Consider the following 19,885-nt stretch of genomic DNA (forward strand, 5'->3'; position numbering starts at 1 on the left):
TGTGAACAATAGGGAAAGTGAACGGGCAGCGGGGCGAGATCGGCTTGGCGGAACCCACCTCCGCACCGGACGGCGACGAGGAACGCTTTGTGCCGGGGGGCGGTGCGCTCTTCCTCCTGTTGCTGGAAGACGGTACGGACGAGATGCGGGCCGCGATCGACGAGCAGATGGACGCGGTGGCCGCCTGGTGGGTGAAGGCGCCCCCTGACGGACCGGGTTTCACGAAGGTCGAGCCGGAGCATCCCCCCGCCGGCCGTCACGATGTGGAACGGTTCCTCGCCGGCTCGCGCATCCGGGAGGTGGAGGCTGACGTTCCCTTGGTGCTGTACGTGACCGGGCACGGGATCACGTCAGCGGCGTCGACGCACCATGCGGTGTTGCGGGAGACCAGCACCGAGCGGCTGCTCGCGACCGGGCTGAGAACCAGCGAGATCATCGCCGCCGCACTGGACTCGCTCTCCCGGGACGTTCTGGTGATCGTCAACATGTGCGAGTCCTCCGACATCGGATCCGAGCTCCTCGGAATGGAGCGGGAGCTCACCCGACGGACGGAATCGGCGACGCTCCACGTGCTGACCACCGCGGGGCCCCGACGCAAGGTGGCGGCCGGCGCGTTCGCGGCGATCCTCGGGGAGGCGTACGAACTGCTGCGCTCCAGCGAGGAGATCACCCGTCCCTTCCTGACGATGGAGGAGTTCAGCGCGGCCCTGCGCCAGGCGACCCGGGCCATCAACGCGAGGGAAGGCCGCATGCTGGAGGGGCCACGAGTCATGTTGCCGGGCAAACACGACGTCCCGACCGCGACGCTGCCGAACCCGGGATACCGGCCGGTTCCCGCGGCCGTGGAGCCGGGCCGGCAGGAACTCGCGCCGACGCTGGAGCACCTGGACTACTGGCTGGAGAAGGCCAGCGGACGCCCCAACGCCACCGACGCCGGCTGGTACTTCACCGGACGCAGGCCGCTGAACGAGCGTCTGACGTCATTCCTGCAAGGGCCGGCCGCCGTCATGATCGTCACCGGTATCGCCGCGAGCGGCAAGTCGGCGATTCTCGGCCGGGCGGTGACCCTCAGCGACGAGAGCTTCCGGCGCTCGCGCCGCTTCGAGGCCGCGATCCGACACTGCCCGGCCGAGACCGTACCCGGCCAGGGTTCGGTGACGGTCGCGGTGACCGCCCACAACCGCGACCCGCTGGACCTCCTTCGGGCCATCGCCGGGAAACTGGGGGCAGAGGCGGATCCCGCCGGAGGCACGGACGCACTGCGCAGGTGGCAGGCCGGGCTGAGGCTGTTCCTGCAGACCCCCGGGCCGATGGTCACGATCGTCGTCGACTCGCTGGACGAGGCGAATGACCCCATGGGATGCGTGAACAACGTACTCGTCCCCCTGGCCGGCCACCGGACGGCCGAGGGCACCCTCCTGGACCACGTCCCGCCCCAGCCCGCGCAGACCGCGCCCAAGGGGCGCGGTGTCCGGTTGGTCATCGCCGTCCGCAGCAGCAGCCCCGCCGACGACGACTCCGGGGGCCGGGACAGCGAACACGAACTCCTGACCGAACTGGAGACCTCGTTCGCGCAAGCCTCCTTCCTGCGTACCGACCGCAAAGGGATGCGCGACGACATCGCCGGCTATGTCCGGGCACTCCTGGACGGCGAAATCGCCTGGCAGGGTCAGGACCTGGACGGGGTCTCCAAGGTGGTGGCGGCCGCGGTCGGCCGGTCCTTCCTCGACGCCAGAGTGGCCGCGGAGCAGCTCAGGACGGGCGGCCCGATCCTTCTGAAGGACGCGCGGTGGCTCGGCCGGTTGAACACTGGCACGGTAGGTCTGCTCGCCGCGGATCTGGAAAGGGCCGCGGAGGACGGACTGGGGGCCGAGGAAGCCCTGGCGCTGCTGCGCGCGACCGCGTTCGGGCTGGGACGCGGCATTCCGTGGGGGGAGGTGTGGCCGGCGATGGCAGGGGTGCTGCTCGAACGGCCCCTGGAGGGGGCCGACGAGAAGATTCGCAACCTGCTGGGCGGGCGTCTGGCCGGGTATCTCACCCATGACACCGAAGACGACCGTCGCGTGTATCGCCCGGCGCACGACAGCCTGGCGACGGTCTTGAGATCCCGGCCCGCGGGCGGTGCCGTCCGGGGAGGGGGGAGTGGCAATGACGGCTGATCACGACAGTACGGCAGGCGAGCAGGCGGACGAACCCGATGTGCACGCCCGGATCGCCGAGGCCCTGGCGGGGCTGGTGGCCAGGGACGGGGAGACGCCCCCGCCACCGTACGTGCGCCGGTACCTGGCCGGCCACGCCCAACTGGGAGGTGCGCTCGACGATGCCCATGTCCCGCCGGAGCTGCTGCCCTGGCTGACAGGCGCGGGAATCCGGGGACTTCTGGCGTCGTCCGGGGAGCGGGATCCGGGGTCGTGGCTGGAGGCGTGGGCCACGGTCGAACCCTATTTGCACCGGGCGGACGTGCCCTCACGGCTGGCCAGTCTCCATCTGGCCTACGCCGGCCTGCGCTTCGCCCGGGTGCCACGGGCCCGAATGCCCGCCGAGGTGGCATCGTCCCCCGGCTCACGGCTGGCGGTCCTGTGGTCCCAGTGGACTCCACCCGTCAACGTCCTGGCGAAGGTGGCCATCCCCGTGCACTCCCTCGCGTCATGGACCACACCGGACGGCCGCCCCCTTGTGGCAGCGGGAGACGAACACGGCGGCATCGAGATCATCGACCCGATCGACGGAAGCGCGGTGGGTGAGCGCATCAGCGCGCACGAGGGCACGGTGCGCTGCCTGCTCAGCGGAACCCGAGCCGGCCAAGGGCCGGTGCTGGTATCGGGCAGTGCCGACGGCTCCGTCCGCGCGTGGGACCCGGTCCACGGCTCACTCATCGACCAGATCCACCAGCCGGCCGGTGTCTGGATCGACGACTTGAGCACCTACCGTGACACCGAGGACGAGCTGGCCGTACTCGCCGTCAACGGCTTCGCCGAAGTGGTGCGCTGGAACGAGCGGATGGGAGCCCAGGACTTGCTGGGATTGCCGGGCGTGAGGCCACGGGCCGGCAAGATCGCCCTGACCACCATCGAGGACGAGACGGGAAGGCGACTGCTCGCGATCGCCGACGGCACATCGCTGACCTACCGGGATCCGGACGACTGCCGGCAGGTCACCGCGGCGTTCGACCTGCCCAGCCCCGTTCGCGCCCTGACGTCCACCACCCGCCCCGGCCAGGTGGCGGCAGGGCATGCCGACGGATCCGTCACCGTCTGGGACATCGGCGGGAAGGTCGCGATCTGGAACACGGACGCAGGCCCCGTGACCAGCCTGACCGCTCTGGCCGTCGGCTCCCGTCACCTGCTGGCCGCGGGCTCGGGCAAGGACATAGCGCTGTGGGACACCGGGCGCACCGGGCCTGCCACATCGCTGACCGGCCACAGCGAACCGGTGACCGCCCTGACCCGCGTCACACTGAAGGGCGGCGACGCCCTTGCCTCCGCGTCCCTGGACAACACTCTGCGCCTGTGGGACCAGAAAGCTCTCGACAAGGCCCTGGGAACAGGCACCCCCGCGCCTCCACCGGTGACCGACGGGACTTTGGCACGGGACGACCACGCAAGTCCTTCCTGGTTCGCGCTCAGCGGCAGCCATCCCGGCATCGAGGTGTGGGACATCGTCGGCGGGGCCGTCGTGGCCAGTGTTGCCACCGAGACCCCTCCCACCGCCGTGACCTGGGGGCAACGGGCACAGGGTCGGGCCCTGCTGTGGGCCGGCCCCGACCACCGCATCCACATGTGGGACGCGAGCACACGAACCCACCTCCCACACCCTCTTGAGGGTCACATCATGCGAGTGCGGGCACTCGCCCCGCTGACGACCACGGACGGCCGCCACCTGCTTCTCAGCGGCTCGGACGACTACACCGCCAAACTGTGGGACCTGGACGACAACAGCCTGCTGCGCGACTGGAGCGGCCATGACCTGCGTGTTCTCACGGTCGCCGCGGCCTCGAACCACCAAGGCCAGGATTGGTTCGCCACCGCCGGCGCCGACGGCACCGTCCGCCTGTGGAACATGAACACCGACGAAGGCGCTCCGCGACAGCCCTTCCGATGCATGCAGGGCCGAATCCACACCATCGGCATCAACCCCAGTCCCGCCGGCGGAACGCCCCCGCACCTCGCCAGCGCCGGACAGAACGGCACGATCCGCCTGTGGGACCTCCTCGAGCACCGCCAGTTGAACGATCCGCTCATCGGTCACACCGGCACCGTGCGCGCCGTCACCCTCTGGACACTCGACAGCCTCGGAGACTTCCTCGCCAGCGCCTCCGACGACGGAACGATCAGGATCTGGAACATCGCCACCGCCCGCTGCCTGCTGCTCCTCGCCACCGGTAGTCCCGTCCGAACCCTTTCCGCCCACCCCTCGCCCAGCCCCACGCGCATCGTGCTCGCGTTCGCCGGCGAAGCGGGCGCCGCCACACTCGAAATCGAACTCAGCGAACACCGGCGCAAGACCCCCTGACACCATGCGCCCCCTGAAATCCCTTGTGCGCCCCCAACTGATCGCCCCAACCGCTCGCTTCAGTCGGTCCAGCGCATAAAAATGATCGCTTGGCATGTGACAACGACACCAGGTCGCGAGACCCCGCATCGCCCCCGGGCTGCGCCACAACGTCTCTTCCAACGAACCCTGCCCGTTCGGCGACCCATGCCGGCAACAGCGAACCGACGAGCCACGAGCATGACCGGCGCACAACCCCCTGCTGGGCGCGGCCGGAGCAAGGAGCGGCCACATGACCACGGCTGAGAACGATCCGGGCGTCAGCCTGATCCAGGCGCCCGAGCGTGGTATCTGGCGCTTGGGCAAGGCGAACGAACCCTTGAAATACGAAACGATCAGCAGGGAAGACGCCTCGAGCCCCGGAGGCAACCGCTGGAGCCTGGTGAGCTACGGAACTCTCTACTGCGCCACGGACCACGACGGCTGTTTCGCCGAGGCGTTGGCACCGTTCCGGGTCCACCCCACCATGCTCGAAGTGGTCGAGGAGGACTGGAAAGGTGCCTCCTACTTGCTCCCGGGCCATCTCCCCCGGGACTGGTCCACACGCCACACCCTCGTCCGCTTACAACCCGTCAAGGGGGCACGCTTCCTTGACGTCGACGACGAACGCACCCTGAAGGCCCTCTCCCGGGAACTCCGCCACGAACTGGCGGTACTCGGGGTGCGGAGACTGACTCCCGCGCACATCCAGGGATCCAACCGACGCATCACGCGCCAGATCTCGGCCTGGGCCATCACCCAGCGCACCGGCCCATCAGAGCAGGAACGCCTCATCCACGGCATCGCGTACCGGTCCCGCTTCGGCCTGCGCCAGTGCTGGGCCGTCTTCAGTGATGTCGAGCTCAAGCAGGAGGAGTCCAGCCTGGTCTTCCCCGAGGCGGAAGCCCTGCGCCAGGTCGCTGACGAATACGGACTCAGGATGCTCTGACTACGGACCCACCCCTGGAACCCACCTGATTGCCTACCCGAAAACCCCCCGCAAAACGCCCCGCGTTCCTGTAGTCCGAAAGGGGGATTCCCGGCCGAGTTCGCTGTCGGTAAGGCCCCCGCACGCCACCGCAAGCCGGAGAGTCCGTGCAGGTGGGATGGCAATCGCCGCTCCAAACCGCACTGTTGGCGGGCCGTGAGGAGGCGTGTCGGTTCTTGCCAACAGGTGGAGTTGGGTAGTGATAATGGGTAACCTGAGGAGGACCGGCGACGGAGGACGTAGGGGGGGAATCATGATCACGGACAGCGCGTTCTCGCCTCCGGGCTGCCTGACGCTCGTCCTGGCATCACCCGCCTGGGGTTCGATACCGCCCCAAGCCCACATGCCCGGTGCCGCCCCCGCCTGTGGCCTGGAAATCCTCGGCCGTCTCAGCGCCGGATCTCATCCGACCGGGAAGCGGCGATGCTGAGTGCCGGCCTGTGGCAGGCGCCCCACCAACCCGAAGCGGTCACGCTTGCCCGCAGGGTCAGGTGCATCGGAAGCGTTCACTTGCTCGCCGAGGCCGAGCGTCCATGAGTTCGTCCCTCGCGGCAGCATGCGGCAGCCAGGTCCTGTGCGCATTCCAAGCACCCATCGTCCGACACGTGACCGCCACCAAACTGGCGCGTAGTCAGACACCGAGGGAGAATCACGCCATGTCCATCGAGACCACCACGGCCGCCAGCAAGAGCGATGTCAGCGCCGGACGCGCGCATGTCACCACCGTGCGCATGCACATCAGCGAGATCGCCCGATTCCTCCAGGACAACCTCGGCCAGAGACTGACTGCGAGGATCGCGGGCATCAGCGACCCCAAGCAGATCGGCAAGTGGGCCTCAGGCGTGACCACTCCGCGCCCGGAGTCCGAGGAGAAACTGCGTGCCGCCCTTCAGGTCTTCCAACTGATCCAGGACGCCGAAAGCCTCTACACCGCACGCGCCTGGATGATCGGAATGAACCCGCAGCTCGAGGACGAGGCACCCGCGCAGTGTATCGCCGCCGGACGCTTCCGTGACGTCATGGTCGCTGCGCGCGCCTACGTCGACGGTAGTTGAGCAGCGCCCACACACATCTGGCCCACCCGCGTTCGGTGTTGGATCAGCGCCAACGTCTGACCGGTCCGGACCGGACCGGTCCGTTCAGAGCACGTGCCCCGCAGCTCGAACCCGGGCGGGTGGTCGTGTCCGCGACGTGAACGTTGTTCCTTCCGTACGGATGCCGAGTCAGGGCGATCGACACAGAGCATCGCCCGACATCCCGACTGGCTCCCGCGGATGGCCCCAGCCGGCCGAGGAAGAAGCACTCCCCAGCGGGGCCGGACCCGGCGCGGATCACCGACGCGCCGACAGGCGCGGATTGCCGACGCGCCGACATCCGGGTACACCGGGACCGGCGGCCGCGCCACGAGGTTCGACGCGCTGCCCGTGAACGCGGTCATCTTCCACGAATGCCCCGGTCATCCCGTCACCTCTGCGGCAACGCCCGGCTGCGGCCGGGTCCGCACGCCCCAGCGGGCGAGGGCGGGGCCGCCGGCACCCAGCGCCGCGAAGAACACCGCCAGCAGCAGCCAGCCCGCCGTGCCGAGGCCGAGCACCACCGTGGTGAGGATCGCGGGCGCGAGAGCCTGGCCCGCGCTGAAGCCGAGAACGAGGAGACCCTGGTACTGGCCCTGGGCGTGGTCGGGGGCAAGGCCGAAGCCCAGGGCGAAGCCCGCCGAGGACTCCCAGACCTCACCCAGGCTGTGGACGAAGATCGCCGCCAGGACCAGTCCCGCCGCAGCCCAGACCGGGGTGTACGCCGCCAGCGCCATCATCGGGCAACTGACGAGGAAGAGCAGCCCGGCGGTACGAAACGCCCTGCCGCCGTCGTACGGCGTTTCGATACGGGAGCCGATCCTGGTCTGCATCAGTACGCAGAAGGCGGCATTGACGGCGAACAGTGCGGCCACCGTCCAGCGCGGCGCTTCGGTGTGTTGGGAGATCCAGATGGGCAGGAGCAGGGAGACCACCGGGTATTGCAGTCCCATGGCCCCGTAGAGGGCGGTGAACGTCAGGAACGGGCGGTCCGTGAAAGCGAGCCAGCGACGCTGCCGCGGCGGTGCTGCCAGCACCGGATAGCGGGGCAGCAGGAGCAGAAGCACCGCGGCCAGGGCGAAGCTCGCCGCGTTGCCGAGGATCAGCGTGACATAGGCGCCGCGGGTGTCCGCGGCCAGCGCCATCCCGGCGCCCAACGTTCCCAGAATGACGCCCAGGTTGACGAAGGTGCGCAGCTTCGCGCGGAACAAGGCCGGGCGATCACCGCCGACCCGGACCACCAGAGCGCCCCAGGCCGCCCCGCCCACCGCCGCGGCGATCTGATCGACCGTTGCGATGATCGTGAGCGCGGCCCAGCTCTCGACGAGGACGAGGGCCGCCATCGACGTCGCCTGGACCGCGAGGGCCACCATCATGATCGTGCGGGCCCCGCGCCGGTCGGCGAGATGCCCTCCGGGTACCCCCGCGCATAAGCCGATCACTCCGGCGATGGTGAGCGCGGTACCGACCTGCACCGCGGGCAGGCCCACGACCAAGGTGAAATAGAGCGCCGACGCCGCGTTGAACAGACCGTTGCCGACCCGATTGACGAAACTGGCGGCGACCAGCACGCGCTCCGGGCCGCTGTTCCCCGCCATGCGACCTATTCGACCTGCCAGACCATCTTTGATCATGGACGGCAGGCTAGCAGCGCCGCAGAACGAGCGGTCTCGGCGGGGCAATGGGCGCGGTCCGGGCCTGAACGGCCCACCCGTGCGCGGGGTGGGGGACGAACGCATCGAGGTCGAACCGTGCACCGCGCCGGTTCAAGCGGCTGTGATCTGCCTGGGCGATGCCCGAGGCAACCGCGCTGGTGGAGGCTTGGGCTTCATGTGGGTAGCCTCACGTTTGACCTGCACATGCCTTTGATGGGACATGCTTTGTCGTACCGCTCTGCCACCCTCGTGCCGTGGGCGTGCCTTGCCATGGTCGCTCTTGCCGCGTGCGGCCCCGCGCGATCGGAGGGCAGTGGCGATGCCACGGCATCGACCACGCCGACTGCCTCGTCCAAGCCCTTCGAAGGCATGACGCCGCGTCAGATCCATACGCGCGCCACCGCCGAAACGGGTGCCGCGATCTTCAAGAAGGTGCGGGGCAGGAGTGGCGTGGAGGGGAACACGGGCTCACTCGAGCTTGCCTTCGCCCGCACCGACTGTGCCGGCAGCATCACGTTGTCCGGGATGGGGATGCTGCAAGTCCACGCCACCAAAAAAGTGGTGTACACCAAGAGCGACGCCGATACATGGCGGAACCTGCTCGGCGAAAGCGACACGGAGAACGACGTACTGGTGCGGCGGCTCGCCGGCCAATGGGTCAAGACGAGCGCGACGAGCGAGTACGCGAAGGCAAGCGCCTTTGGCTGTGAGCTGCATGACCCCGCGTTCCTGTTCGAGGAGCCGAAGGCTCCGGGGATCAGCCGAGGAGGTGCCACCACGGTCGGCGGACAGCCCGCCATCACCCTGACGTACCCCCACCGGGACGGTGGGACCGTGACGGAGTACGTGGCCACCCAGGGCCGCCCGTACCTCTTGCGGTTGACCAAGACGGGCCCCGAGCAGGCAGACATCACGTACTACGACTTCGAGACGACCAACCCGCTCCCGCCCCCCTCTGCCGGCGAAGTCGTGGCCATCGGGGGATCCTGAAGCGTTCGGCGACGACCGGTGCGCGATGACCTACGCCCACAGGGCATGAGTCTGGCCGGAGCCGCAGTGCGTGATGGCCGAGTCTCGCAGCCTGCCGGCTCGCCCTGGCCGCTTGAGCCGTCGGGCGCCATGCCCGGACCGGCCACTGGTGTCCTCCCGGCTCAGGGCGCGGTGGCTTCCCAGGCCGCCTCGATCATGCGGAAGACCTCGTCCACCGTGGCCCCGGGATCGTCCGCCCGGCAGGCCAGCGCGTAGGCGTCGATGGTGAACCGCGCGGTCGCCCGGCGGGCCGTCGCACTCCGGGACAGGCGGGGATCGGCGGCCAGCGCCGCGGCCAGCGCCTGCGCGTGACGCAGGCTCATCGACTCCTCGTATTCCCGCAGGGCGGGTGATCCCTCGATCATGCGTCGGACGGGGGCAGCCCCCTCCGCCGTGCAGTGCCGCACCAGGGCCTGGACCTCGCGGTGCAGTGCCGGGATGAGCGGCTCGTGCGGAGGCCGGTCGGTCACCGCTCGCGTGAGGCGCTGCTCGAAGTCCTGGTCGCGCTCGAACACCAGGGCCTCCTTCGAGGCGAAGTGGGCGAAGACGGTGGTGACGGCCACATCGGCCTCGGCGGCCACGTCACGGATGCCCACGGCCTCGTACCCGCGCTCCAGGAAGAGGCGCAGCGCGGTGTCAGCGATCTTCTGACGGGTCGCGGCCTTCTTGCGTTCGCGGCGTCCGGACAGCTCGGTCATGCCCTGACACTATCAGGTATGAATACCTAACCGTTGTGAAACCCTAACCGTTAGGTCTATCTTCTGTCGCATGAGGAAAATCAGCTTCGCCGAGTTCGGCGGTCCCGAGGTCCTGCGACTGGTGGAAGCCGAGGAGCCCCACGCGAGCCCCGGTCGGATACGCATCGCCGTACGGGCGGCGGGTGTCAACCCCGTCGACTGGAGGATCCGGGAGGGCCAGGTCCTGGGAGCCCATCCGGTCGCGCTGCCCGCCGGGGTCGGACTGGACGCCGCCGGGGTGGTGGACGAGATCGGCGAGGGAGTCGAGGGGGTCGAGGTCGGCGACCGCGTGTTCGGCGAAGGCGCCGACACGTACGCCGAATTCGCCGTGCTGTCGGCCTGGGCGCGGATGCCCGAGGGACTGGCCTTCGAGGAGGCGGCCGGGTACCCGTCGGTTGTGGAGACCGCGCTGCGCGTCATTCGCGAGGTCGGCGTGCGGCCCGGGCAGACGCTGCTGGTCAGCGGCGCGTCCGGCGGCGTCGGGTCGGCGGTGTTGCAACTCGCCCGCGCGCGCGGCATCACGGTGATCGGCACGGCCGGGGCCGCGAACCAGGACTACCTGCGCGGCCTGGGCGCCCTCGCCACGACCTACGACGAGGGCTGGGTCGAACGGGTGCGGCACCTGGGCCGGGTGGACGCGGCCCTCGACCTGGCCGGCTCGGGCGTGATCCGCGAACTCGTCGAGCTGACCGGGGACCCGCGCACGGTCGTCTCCATCGCCGACCTCGGTGCGCCGCGGCTCGGCGTCCGGTTCTCCGGCGTGGCCGGGAGCGTGCCGGACGCGCTCGCCGAGGCCGTCGACCTCATCTCCCGGGGCAGGCTCCACATCCCGGTCGAGAAGTCGTACCCGCTCTCCGAGGCGGCTGCGGCGCACACCGACAGCCGCGCCGGCCATACTCGGGGGCGCCGGGTCCTGGTCGTCTGAGCCGCGGCCCGCCCGGCGTCCGGCGCCGAACGGCCGGTCGCCGGGCGTGGGTCACCGGGGCCGCTGCCGGCAGCGGCCCCCACGACAGCGGGGGCATGCGGCAGGCGGTCATGACCCGGCGGGCGAGGGCCGGCCACCGCCGGAACGGGCGGACATCGCCGGGACATCGCCTTGGCACCGCACATGGGGCACTTGTGCTTCTCACACGGGGCCCTTGCGCTTCTCACCGGCCGGAAAGCAGACCCGGGGCGATGATCAGCCAGGTTCCCGAGGATGAATCCGGTCACGAAGGGCCTCTTCCGCGGCGGCACGGACGGCCCGCGCGAGCGGTGGGCGGAGTCGAGAGGACAGCAGCGTGCCGGCCGTCCGAAGCACCGTGTCCGCGCGATCGCGCCGGGCTCGTGCGGGGGTGTGTGGACCGGCCCGCTTTGCCGGCCGGACATGAGGAGCCGCCGAGGGGCTGTGGGCAGGCCGGCCAACGGCTCCGCCGAGCTCCATGACGGACAGTCATGGGACGCGGGGCGCAGTCGACTTCAGGCCATCTGGCCACCCCCGCTCCGAGTGGCGACCAGTGGGACGACGTTATGATCGGATCATGGGACCCCTGAAACCGAATCTCATTGAGCTCATACTCGGCCTCATCTGCTTCTGCGTGGTGTTCATCTCCTTCGCCAAGGTTCTGCTCCCCAGGATCGAGAAGACTCTCGCAGAGCGCGAGGAGGTCACCGCGGGCACGCTCGAGCGGGCCGAGGCGGTCCAACTGGATGCGCAGCGCGTTCGTGCCGAGTACCAGGCGGAGTTGAGCGCCGCCCGTCACGAGGCCTCCCAGATCCGCCAGGCCGCACACGAGGAGGGCGTCACCCTCCTCGCCGAGATTCGCGCGGAGGGGCAGAAGGCGCGCGAGGACATGGTCGCCGCGGCCGCCGTGCAGTTGGAGGCCGATCGGGTGATCGCCGAGGCCGAGCTCCGCGAGGACGTCCTCGGGCTGGCCACCGAACTGGCCGGGCGCGTCATCGGGGAACCGATCAGGGACCTCGACCGTGCCCGCGCCGTCGCCGACGAGTTCTTCGCCGCGGACGAAGCCGCTACCAAGAGCTGAGTCCAAGGAAGCACCCGCGCCCCGGGGCTGATCATCGCGTAAACGATCCCCTGGAACTCAGCCCAGTCCCTGTGGCTGTCGCATCACTCCTGCGAGGCGCTCGCTCACACTGCTCGACAACATTCCCAAATTTTTCAAGGCAGGCCCGAATCCACTGGATTCGGGCCTGCCTTTTCATGTGCACCCACACAGGTGCGCACGGCCCGGCCCGGAGATTCGGGGCGCCGGACAGGTAATGCAGCGGGGCGCGTTGCCGGTCCTGAACCGGCACGTTGCCGGTTCGGGCGACCTGAGCCGCCAAGGCGCCGCACTTGGCTGGAGCCGGGTGAACGGTGGGACGCCGTCGGGTGACCGGGGCAGCCCTTGTTCGGGTCGGAGCCGGACTCCGGCGTGCCCCCGATCTGTTCGGGGCCACAGGCGCAACCGGCACCGGAAGTTTCGGAGGGAGCAATTTGCCGGTTTTTTTGCTGGAAGCTTTGCCTGGGCTTCCAACGCGACCCGAGGGAATATGAATTCGATCGAATTCTCGATCCTTTGTATCCGCTAGGGGAGGGAGTAGGCATGTCCAACACTCTGAATGCTGCCGACATCCAGGTTGTGCGGCCCGATGAAACCGTCGGGCAGATGAGCTGGCCGTGGGGCGACAGCAACAAGGGTCGCGGAGACTTTGAACTTGCCGCGTTCGGCAAGGATCACGGCCTCGACGACAACGACATCTAAGTCGTACCCCACCTGCGGGATCCGGGACAGGGAACCTTCACCCCGGATCCCGCGGGCCGTGGTGGCCGGTAGGCCTCGATCTTCGTTTCATACTGAGAGGTGTCCGCGTGGAAACCATTGTGCACGATAAGAACGTCGAACCAGCCGGACAGTCGCCCCTCGGATTGTCGAGGCTCATTGCCCCACTGGATATGGCGACATTCCAGAGTGAGTACTTCGAGAAAAAGCCGCTCCTGATCCGCCGCGACAACCGCGCGTACTACGCGGACTTGCTGACGCTCGACGACGTGGACGAGATCCTTTCCCTCTCCAGCCTGCACAACGAAGACGTGCGGGTGGCCACCGAAGGCAGCATCGTGTCGCTGGACGAGCGGCTGGCATTCGGCCCGCACGGCCACACGAACGCGCAGGAAGCGGTGTATGCGAGCTACCGTGAAGGCGCGACGATCATCATCGACGGGCTGCACGGCCGGTGGGCGCCGCTGAAGCGACTCGTCCATGCCATGGGCGCCGAGACGAACGCCAAGTTCCAGGTCAATACCTACCTCACGCCCGGTGGGCAGGCCCAGGGATTCAAGCCGCACCAGGACAACCACGACGTCTTCGTCGCACAGGCGCACGGCGTCAAGCGGTGGGCACTGTACGGCACGCGCTACGAACTCCCCCTGAAGCACCAGAACCACCAGGTTGCCGTCGACGGATACGGTGAGCCGGAGCACGAGTTCGACCTGCACCCGGGCGACCTGTTGTACCTGCCGCGCGGAACCGTGCACGCGGCGCGGTCCACCGACAGCGCATCGCTGCATCTCACTTTCGGCGCCCGCCCGGTCCTGCGGGCGAACATCTTGATCGAGGCCATCGAGCAGGTCCTCAACAGTGATGTGAGGTTCCGTCAGGGCCTGCCTCTGGGATTCGTCTCCGACAAGGAGCTCAGCCGGAAGTCCGAGGAGGACCTGACCCAGCTGATCGGCATCCTGACGGAGAAGCTGTCCGCGGCGGGCATGTTGGAGAACGCCATCACCCAGGCGATCTCGATCAACTCCCCCGACCTTCGCAACCACCTGACCGACCTCGAGCAGCTTGGCGGCCTCGACCTGGACACGGTCGTCCGCCGCCGACAGGGCATTCGCTGGGACATGCGGAAGTCGGACAAGACGGTGCAGCTCCACTTCCACAACAAGATGGTCGAGCTCCCGGTCCACGTGGCCGACGAGGTCCGGTTCATCGCCGAGGGGACCGAGCCGTCCTTCACCGCGCGGAGCCTTCCGGGGCTGCTGGACGAGCCTGGGCGGCAATTGCTGGTCAAGACGATGGTGCGCGAAGGTTTCCTGACCCTGGCGTAGGAACTACGGAACGAACACCCGATGGCGGGTCCGGCGGGTCCCCTTCAGGGCCGGCGGGCCCGCCATCCGGGTTGTGCCGCCCGCAAGGAGAACACACGTCATGCCACCGGCTGCCAAGCCCGCGCGCATACCGCTGCGCAGGATCTTCCACCTCTTCCGGCCGTACCGCGGCAGGCTCGCGGCGGTCTTCGCGCTGATAGTCATCTCGGCCGTCCTGGGGATGATCTCCCCGTTCCTGCTCCGCGGCATCATGGATGTCGCCCTTCCGGAGCGCCGCACCGACCTGCTGTCCGTGCTGGCGGGCGGAATGCTGGCGATCGTGGGAACCGTGACGGTCCTGGGCGTCTTCCAGTCCTATCTTTCGCTTTCCGTGGGTCAGCACGTCATGAACGACCTCCGGAACGCGGTCTACACGCATCTACAGCGGATGTCCCTGGCGTTCTTCACCCGGACCCGCAACGGCGAAGTCCAGTCGCGGATCGCCAACGACATCGGCGGTATGACGGCCACCGTCACCAGTGTGAGCACCACGGTGGTGAGCAGCGTGACGACGCTGATCGCCAGCCTGGTGGCCATGCTCACGCTGGACTGGCGACTCACCGTGGTTTCGCTGCTGATGCTTCCCCTGTTCGTGTGGATCACCCGCAACGTGGGGACGGAGCGCAGGGAGTTCACCCTCCGCCGACAGCAACAGCTCGCTGTCATGTCCACCTTTGTAGAAGAGTCCCTGTCCGTGAACGGCTTCCTGCTGGGACGGGTTTCGGGGCGCACCGGCACCCTCACCAGGGAGTTCGCCCGCGAGTCCGCGGCACTGACCGACCTGAACGTCCAAGCGTCGATGGCCGGAAGGTGGCGTCAGTCGACGCTTCAGATCATCATGGCCGCCATGCCCATCGGCATCTACTGGGCGGCAGGGATGGCCGGCCAGGGCGGCTGGTCGATCTCGGTGGGCACGCTGGTGGCCTTCACCACCGTCCAGCAGGCCCTTTTCGGCCCGTCCGTCCAACTGCTGCAGGTCGGCATCACCATCCAGAGCTCCCTTGCCCTGTTCGAGAGGGTATTCGAGTATCTGGACATGGCCGTGGACGTGGACGAACCAAGCCGTCCGAAAGCACTTCCCGCGCCTGTCGGACACATCCGCTTCGAAGCGGTCTCGTTCTCCCACGGGAATGATCGGATCCTTCGAGGCGTCGACATCGACCTGCCGGCGGGCGGCAACCTGGCCGTGGTCGGCTCCAGCGGAGCGGGCAAGACCACCCTCGGCTACCTCGTTCCCAGGTTGTACGACGTCACGGACGGCCGGATCACCATCGACGGGGTCGACGTTCGCGATCTCAGCTTCGACACCCTCGCGGAAGTCGTCGGCATCGTGTCGCAGGACACTCACCTGTTCCACACGACCATCGCCGACAACCTGCGCTTCGCCCGACCGGGGGCGTCCGACGAGGAACTGGTGGAAGCCGCCCGGGCCGCGCAGATCCACGACCTCATAGCGGGCCTTCCGGACGGTTACCAGACCATCGTGGGGGAGCGGGGCCACCGGTTCTCGGGCGGGGAGAAACAGCGGCTGGCCATCGCTCGCACGATGCTGCGCAACCCTCGGGTGCTGGTCCTGGACGAGGCGACCAGTGCCCTGGACACACACACCGAAGCCGCCGTACAGCGTGCCCTCGATCGCTTGTCCGCGGGCAGGACCACCATCACGATCGCCCACCGGCTGTCCACCGTCAGGGAAGCCGATCAGATCGTCGTCCTCGACAACGGCATCATCGTCGAACGCGGCACTCACGAAGAACTCGTCGTCAAGGGCGGCCGCTATACCGAGCTGGTTTCCCTGTCGCGAGATCTGACGGAGGCACCCCGGCCGACGGGAAATCTTTTGGTCGAGGGAGTGAAGCCGACTTAGGATCTACCGCTGGTTTCCAACTCACTAGAATCGAGCGCGGGTTGCACCACAACGGGGGAAAATATGTCAGGGGGCTGCGTATCTCCGCAGGGCTGACGCAAGAGCAGCTGGCGGAACGCGCGGGTCTCAGCGTGCGCACCATCCGATACCTCGAACGCGGGCGCGGCGCTGCCGTACCCCGCCTGAAGTCCGTTGAAATGGTGGCCGCGGCACTGGCACTGGACCCGGTAAGTACCGGCCAACTATTGAAAGTGGCTCGAAATGGCCACTCGGTTTCCCGCCCGCGTCCTTTTGCGGGGAACGAGACACCCGGCTCCGGCGCCGTGGCCCCGCGCACGCGGCGCCGCGACCCGGTGCCGCGGGAAGACGCACCCACCGGTCGGCCTCATGCCCCGACCGAGAGCTCTTCCCCCACGTCCCCGGGCAGCCAGGTTCCGGTTCAGCTTCCGTTCGGGGTGTCGGAGCTCATCGGCCGCGAGGAGGTTCGCGAGAGCCTGGACCGCCATCTTGTCGGCAGGCTCAGCGGCAGTACCCCGACCCTCCTGGCCATCACCGGCATGCCAGGCGTGGGGAAGAGCGCCGTGGCACTGGACTGGGGCAACGACCGGGCGCACTTGTTTCCCGACGGACAGCTCTACGTAGACCTGAGGAGCCTGGAAAACAACGCCCCCATGACGCCGTCGGCCGCACTGCATGGATTCCTCGCGGCTCTCGGGCACCCTGCGAGCAGCCTGCCAAAGGAGATCCACGAGCTGTCCGCCATGTACCGCACGGCACTCGCCGGGCGGCGGATGCTCATCCTGTTGGACAACGCACATTCCGCGGACCAGGTACGCCCCCTGCTGCCCAACAGCCCGGGCAGCGTCACGGTCGTCACCAGCCGCTCCCGTCTCGCCGGCCTGACCATCCGGGACGGAGCGGTGCGGATCGACCTGGATTGTCTGTCCGCAGCCGCATCCGTTCACTTGTTGGCGAAGCTCATAGGCACCAACCGGGTGCACGCGGAGCCCGAGGCGGCCGCCACACTCGCATCGCTCTGCGGAAATCTCCCGCTGGCGCTGCAGATCACGGCGGAGCGCCTGGCGAGTCATCCCGTCAATCCCCTCTCGGAATGGGTGGACATGATGACTCGGAACGCCGACCAACTCGAACATCTGGACATTCCCGGGGATCCGACCACCTCGGTCCGAGCCGTCTTCTCCTGGTCCTATCTGGCGCTGCCCGCGGCGACGTCGCGACTGTTTCGGCATCTCGGCCTCAGCGACGAACCGGAATTCGAAGCGGCACAGGTCATTCGTGCTTTCGATGCCCAGCAACCGGTCGAGGCGCATCTGGCCATGCTCGTGGACGCCAGTCTCCTCACCTCGCCCGTTCCTGGCAGATACCGACTTCACAAGCTGGTTCACCTGTACGCACGGGAGCGCGCCGAGGCCGAGGAAGGCTCCGAGTACATGGTCGACTTCGCCCGGCGCCTGCGGCGCAGCCGGAGAGTGATCGCCGGAACGTACGGTGCCCCTCCACTCCTTTCGGCGCAGCGGACCGGCGCCGGCGACCGCCGTCCGGACGGGTTGGGTGAGCGCGGCGGAATCGATGGCGCGGCGGAGACCGCCCACGTCCACGGGCCGACTTGGCGGGGCTTGCAAGGCTGCTGCCCCGTGGGTCTGCTGGACAGCGAGTGTCAAGGGTCGGAACTCGGCGCCGCCGGGGCCGGCCACGCCCCCGGCGGCAATCGCGCTTCGCCGACGGTTCCCGGGATGTTGCAGTCCGCGTGAGAGGGGGTTCGCGGCTCGGAGTGGGGTCGTGCCGGGTGTAGCCGCGACCGTCGCTCATCCCGCGCGGAAGGGGGTGTACTCCAGTGGCCGCTCGCGCTGCTGGAGTAGCCCGTCCGCACCTGCCTGACGCCGGCCCGTGGCTCGACGCCCTCGTACCGTTTCCTCGGCGGAGAGCCTACGGGGCGGCCGACGGCCCGGCTTCGACCACGAGGCATACAAGCAGCCGACCGTCGTTCAACGATGTTTCAACCGCCTCGCGCAGCGGCGCGGCCTTGCCACACGGGCCGATGAAATCGCCATCGCCCACCAGGCCGCACTCCACCTCGCCGGCGACCTCATCTGGACCCGACGCCGACCAGGGCCTTCGCTTTTCCCGGGGCAGCAGTCGACGTGCGTCAGCCGGCGTGCGTCAGCCGGTGTCCTCGGGCCCCTCGGCCCCCTCTGCCGTCGACCGGTACATCACGTTGCAGCGTGCGGGGTCACCGAGGACATTCGCCAGGAACAGTCCCAGATCGAAATCCTCCGGCTCCGCGCAGGCCGTCAGATCATCCTCGTTCAGCTCATCTGCCGGACGCGAGTAGTCGATGTGATGGGTGCCCACGGTGAGTCTGTTGACGGTCTCGCCGCGTTCGTGGCGCACCTCAATGCCTTCCATGACGACGATGTCCTGGTCACCCAGGAGCAACCTCAGTGGTCCGTCAGCCCGGTAGAGGACCGCCAGGGTGTCGCCAAGCTGACCGAAGGTGCCGCCGATTCCGGTGTGATCGAGCGAGCCGGTGCGGCTAATCACCGGTCCGAGCATCCCGGTGCCGGGGTCGAACGACGCCTGTTCGCCGAAGCGCTCGAACGACATGACTGTGATCATCATCCCTGCTTCCTTCAACCGGGTTCCTTTTCGCCGAGGCCGACAACGGCACTCCTGATGAGGCGCTGCTGGAAGAGGCTCGCTCAGATCATCATTCGGGGACACGGTCCTGTTGACTGATCGAGGTGACGAGCGTGGAGGAGATGTGAGCCAGGGCGGGGTCCGCGGCGATGAAGAACGTTTCGACTCCGGCTAGTTCGCGGTTCATGCGCGCCATCGGCATCTCGTAGCCCAGGTCGGGAACGCCGCGGACCCCGCGGATGACGACGTCGATTCCGACTCGGTGGCAGTAGTCGACCATCAGGCCGCCCGTGTGGGAGTCGACCGTGACGTTGCCCAAGTCGGTTGTTGCCGCGCGGATCCGGCCCAGCCGTTCCGTGATGGGGAAACGGCCGGTCTTGTTCGAATTGAACATCACGCACACGACGACCTCTTCGAACAGGAGGGCAGCGCGCCGGAGTACGTCCACGTGCCCTTGAGTGACCGGGTCGAAAGATCCTGGGAAGAGGTCTCGCATGATCGGAAGTATGTCCGAGGGACGGCAACCTCATCCCGCCAGTGGTCGACGATCGCCTCGAGCCGGGGCAGGAACGCAGCGCATTCTGTGGGCGAGAGCTCGCCTCCACCGCCATCGGGGCGATCGAGGAGCGGTTCGAGCGAGGTGGAGACGCTCAGGCAAAGGATCAGCCGGGCCCGACGAGGTCCGCGACCGAGATGATCCAGCGGCGGCCGGTGTGATCACGGCGTCGGTACCGTCCCGGATCGCCCCGCTCGTCGGGCTGAGCCGGCGCGACTTCGGCAAGCTCGTGACCGTTCCGCGGCGCGGGGGTGCGGATGTGGTCCGCAAGGACCGGCCGGGGAGCCTTCCGCTGGGGCACCGGGCGCTGCTGATGGCGGCTTAGACGCCATTTCGTTTGGTGTGATCTTGCGGCAGTCTGGTGTGGTGACGACTGGGCTTGTGCAGCGGATGGTGCCGGACGGCTTGTGGGAGTTGTTCGAACGCGTGGTGCCGTCGGCGCCGGAACGTCCTCAGGGCGGTGGCCGGCGTCGGCATGGGGATCGGGAGGTGCTGGCTGCGATCATCTTCGTGGCCACCTCTGGGTGCACCTGGATGGCGGGCTGGACGCGCCGGGCGGCTTCTGCTACTGGCGGCTGAGGGTTTGATCGTCCCCGTTATCAGGATCTCCCACGCTGCGCCGCATCTTCGGATGCGCCTTCGAGCCGCCGAATTCCCACGGGTTGC

General features: G+C 68.3%; 16 protein-coding genes and 3 pseudogenes. 15 read left to right on the forward strand and 4 right to left on the reverse strand.

Annotated elements, in window-relative coordinates:
* Window positions 1-17: 17 nt before the first annotated feature.
* From ACFYW3_RS36465 to ACFYW3_RS36480, 4 genes are all read left to right on the forward strand, one after another.
* Entirely contained in the window at window positions 18-2,159 is a 2,142-nt protein-coding gene (locus tag ACFYW3_RS36465; RefSeq protein ID WP_389388651.1) for a hypothetical protein, read from the forward strand.
* Complete coding sequence (locus ACFYW3_RS36470; RefSeq protein WP_389388652.1) at window positions 2,149-4,512, forward strand: WD40 repeat domain-containing protein; 2,364 nt, start codon at window positions 2,149-2,151, stop codon at window positions 4,510-4,512. The genes ACFYW3_RS36465 and ACFYW3_RS36470 overlap by 11 nt, the downstream gene beginning before the upstream one ends.
* A 271-nt stretch (window positions 4,513-4,783) precedes the next feature.
* On the forward strand, window positions 4,784-5,479 hold the full coding sequence (locus tag ACFYW3_RS36475; protein ID WP_351763246.1) for an RES domain-containing protein: 696 nt from the start codon (window positions 4,784-4,786) through the stop codon (window positions 5,477-5,479).
* A 695-nt stretch (window positions 5,480-6,174) separates the two neighbouring features.
* Complete coding sequence (locus ACFYW3_RS36480; RefSeq protein ID WP_351763248.1) at window positions 6,175-6,573, forward strand: XRE family transcriptional regulator; 399 nt, start codon at window positions 6,175-6,177, stop codon at window positions 6,571-6,573.
* A 401-nt stretch (window positions 6,574-6,974) separates the two neighbouring features.
* On the opposite strand, the gene ACFYW3_RS36485 is transcribed toward ACFYW3_RS36480, so the two are convergent.
* On the reverse strand, window positions 6,975-8,189 hold the full coding sequence (locus ACFYW3_RS36485) for an MFS transporter (protein ID WP_389388653.1): 1,215 nt from the start codon (window positions 8,187-8,189) through the stop codon (window positions 6,975-6,977).
* Between the two features lie 327 nt (window positions 8,190-8,516).
* Between ACFYW3_RS36485 and ACFYW3_RS36490 the strand changes: the two genes are divergently transcribed.
* Window positions 8,517-9,236 (forward strand): hypothetical protein, encoded by a 720-nt coding sequence (locus tag ACFYW3_RS36490; protein ID WP_389388654.1) that lies wholly within the window; start codon window positions 8,517-8,519, stop codon window positions 9,234-9,236.
* A gap of 161 nt (window positions 9,237-9,397) precedes the next feature.
* Here ACFYW3_RS36490 and ACFYW3_RS36495 read toward each other — a convergent pair whose 3' ends face one another.
* Window positions 9,398-9,973, reverse strand: a complete 576-nt coding sequence (locus ACFYW3_RS36495) for a TetR/AcrR family transcriptional regulator (RefSeq protein WP_389388655.1) — start codon at window positions 9,971-9,973, stop codon at window positions 9,398-9,400.
* Window positions 9,974-10,043: 70 nt separating this feature from the next.
* Here ACFYW3_RS36495 and ACFYW3_RS36500 point away from each other — a divergent pair, with 70 nt between their 5' ends.
* The 8 genes and pseudogenes from ACFYW3_RS36500 to ACFYW3_RS36535 all read left to right on the forward strand — a co-directional run.
* Complete coding sequence (locus ACFYW3_RS36500) at window positions 10,044-10,937, forward strand: NADP-dependent oxidoreductase (protein ID WP_389388656.1); 894 nt, start codon at window positions 10,044-10,046, stop codon at window positions 10,935-10,937.
* A 595-nt stretch (window positions 10,938-11,532) separates the two neighbouring features.
* Window positions 11,533-12,036, forward strand: coding sequence for a hypothetical protein (locus ACFYW3_RS36505; protein WP_389388657.1), 504 nt, complete (start codon window positions 11,533-11,535; stop codon window positions 12,034-12,036).
* 561 nt (window positions 12,037-12,597) lie between these two features.
* Window positions 12,598-12,756: a hypothetical protein gene (locus ACFYW3_RS36510; RefSeq protein ID WP_351759685.1), complete on the forward strand. Its 159-nt coding sequence runs from the start codon at window positions 12,598-12,600 to the stop codon at window positions 12,754-12,756.
* Between the two features lie 107 nt (window positions 12,757-12,863).
* Window positions 12,864-14,099, forward strand: a complete 1,236-nt coding sequence (locus ACFYW3_RS36515) for a JmjC domain-containing protein (RefSeq protein WP_351759682.1) — start codon at window positions 12,864-12,866, stop codon at window positions 14,097-14,099.
* Window positions 14,100-14,199: 100 nt separating this feature from the next.
* Window positions 14,200-16,005, forward strand: coding sequence for an ABC transporter ATP-binding protein (locus tag ACFYW3_RS36520; protein ID WP_351759679.1), 1,806 nt, complete (start codon window positions 14,200-14,202; stop codon window positions 16,003-16,005).
* Window positions 16,006-16,046: 41 nt separating this feature from the next.
* Window positions 16,047-16,223, forward strand: a pseudogene (locus tag ACFYW3_RS36525) (helix-turn-helix domain-containing protein); the annotation flags it as partial.
* A gap of 237 nt (window positions 16,224-16,460) precedes the next feature.
* Window positions 16,461-17,777 carry an ATP-binding protein gene (locus ACFYW3_RS36530; protein ID WP_389388662.1) on the forward strand — a complete coding sequence of 439 codons (1,317 nt, stop codon included), beginning with the start codon at window positions 16,461-16,463 and terminating at the stop codon, window positions 17,775-17,777.
* Window positions 17,778-17,958: 181 nt separating this feature from the next.
* A pseudogene (locus ACFYW3_RS36535) lies at window positions 17,959-18,132 on the forward strand (IS5/IS1182 family transposase); the annotation flags it as partial.
* Between the two features lie 54 nt (window positions 18,133-18,186).
* Here the strand turns inward: ACFYW3_RS36535 and ACFYW3_RS36540 are convergent.
* Together ACFYW3_RS36540 and coaD are read right to left on the reverse strand one after the other, a co-directional pair.
* A complete protein-coding gene (locus tag ACFYW3_RS36540; RefSeq protein WP_389388663.1) occupies window positions 18,187-18,645 on the reverse strand; it encodes a hypothetical protein in 459 nt (152 codons plus the stop codon).
* 88 nt (window positions 18,646-18,733) lie between these two features.
* Entirely contained in the window at window positions 18,734-19,159 is a 426-nt protein-coding gene (gene coaD / locus ACFYW3_RS36545) for a pantetheine-phosphate adenylyltransferase (protein WP_389388658.1), read from the reverse strand.
* A gap of 217 nt (window positions 19,160-19,376) precedes the next feature.
* Here coaD and ACFYW3_RS36550 point away from each other — a divergent pair, with 217 nt between their 5' ends.
* Window positions 19,377-19,544, forward strand: a complete 168-nt coding sequence (locus tag ACFYW3_RS36550) for a hypothetical protein (RefSeq protein WP_389388659.1) — start codon at window positions 19,377-19,379, stop codon at window positions 19,542-19,544.
* A gap of 41 nt (window positions 19,545-19,585) precedes the next feature.
* Window positions 19,586-19,753: pseudogene (locus ACFYW3_RS36555) on the forward strand (transposase); the annotation flags it as partial.
* Between the last annotated feature and the right edge of the window lie 132 nt (window positions 19,754-19,885).

Origin of the sequence: Streptomyces sp. NPDC002602, from assembly GCF_042889445.1 — a bacterium.
GTDB lineage: Bacteria > Actinomycetota > Actinomycetes > Streptomycetales > Streptomycetaceae > Streptomyces.